Origin of the sequence: Mesorhizobium sp. M4A.F.Ca.ET.020.02.1.1 (genome assembly GCF_004022645.1) — a bacterium.
GTDB lineage: Bacteria > Pseudomonadota > Alphaproteobacteria > Rhizobiales > Rhizobiaceae > Mesorhizobium.
The window spans coordinates 1-1,406 of the sequence record NZ_RZOI01001083.1 but is presented as its reverse complement, the minus strand read 5'-3'; the positions used below and the strand labels follow the sequence as shown (position 1 = coordinate 1,406).

The following is a 1,406-nucleotide window of genomic DNA, read 5'->3' as shown; positions in this document are numbered from 1 at the left end:
GTTGGGGTGGTTGGGGCAGTGGTGGTCGTTGGGGTGGTTGGGGTGGTGGTGGTCGTTGGGGTGGTTGGGGTCGTCGGGGCTGTCGATGACGTCGCGATCTGGAGGCCGGAGAAGGTCTTCACTGCGCCTGCAAGATTCGCAGCGACGCCGCTTGCGTCCTTGATGCTCGCACCGTTCGTCAGGTTGACCCCAGTGATGGCGAGCGCCGAGGTATTGGTGTCCGTCGATGCGACCGTTGTGCGGAAGTTGAGCGCGCTCGTTCCGGAGCCGCCGACATAGGTCGCGGTCGCGCCATTGTTGAGCGACAGGGTCGGCGTGCCCGACACCTTCACGGCCTCGTTGAAGCCGAGTGTCAGCGTGACCGTGTCGCCGACGTGCTCGGTGCCGGTTCCCGGCGAGGCTGTGGCCTGCGTCACCGCCGGCAGGACCGGATCGATCTGGAGCCCGGAGAACGTCTTCACCGCGCCTGAGAGGTTCGCCGCAACACCGGATGCATCCTTGATGCTCGCGCCGCTCGGGAGGTTGACCCCGGTGATGGCGAGTGCCGAGGTATCCTTGTCGGTCGAAGCGACCGTGGTGCGGAAGGTGAGCGCGCTGGTGCCCGAGCCACTGACATAGCTGGCCGTTCCGCCATCATTGAGCGACAGTGTGGGTGCGCCCGTGACGGTCACGGCCTTGTTGAAGGCGACCGTCATTGTGATGGCATCGCCGGCATGCTCGACTCCCGTTGCCGGTGACGCGGCGACCTGCGTCACCGCCGGCTGGATCGTTGGCGTCGTCGGGGACTGGGTCGATGATGTTGTCGATGGAGTGACGTTGGCACCCGTGACGGTGTCGCCGCTGCCCGCCTTCTGATAGAGCTGAACCTCATCGACCAGCATCTGCATCGAGGATGGCGTCGAGCCATCCAGAGCCGTATGCCATCCGCTAGCGTTCGAATTCGCGACCCCCAAGTTCATCATCAATTGCATCGGTTCATCCGGGATCGCGACCTGTGCGCTGGTCACCTGCGCCATCTGCTTCCCATCCAGATACCAGGTGATCGATTCACCGGGCACCCAGTTGATGCCGTACGTATGGAAGCCGGCCGTGAGGTTGATGCCGCTGTCGATGGTGTCGCCGACCCACCCCGACGGCCCGTGCAAGTGCCAGGAGAAATTCTGGTCTGCCGGCCCCGAGCCGGTAAATCCACCCTCCTGAATATCGAGCTCGAAATTGTCGCCGCTGCTGCCCGCGCCGTCGCCGGGCATCAGCCAGAGGCCTGGCCATGCGCCGTCGCCGCTCGGCGCCTTCATGCTGATCTGAAGATAGCCGCCATTGAATTCGAAGTTGCCATAGCTGCTGACGGCGCCGGACGTGATCGGGAATGTTTGTGTCACCCCTCCCTGATTGACGCCGCTGATGGG

At 64.2% G+C, this 1,406-nt stretch carries 1 protein-coding gene; it reads right to left on the bottom strand.

The features are described 5' to 3' along the window. Positions 1 to 1,406, bottom strand: a 1,406-nt coding sequence (locus EN742_RS38450) for a glycoside hydrolase family 16 protein (protein WP_189375733.1), incomplete at both ends; no start/stop codon positions are given.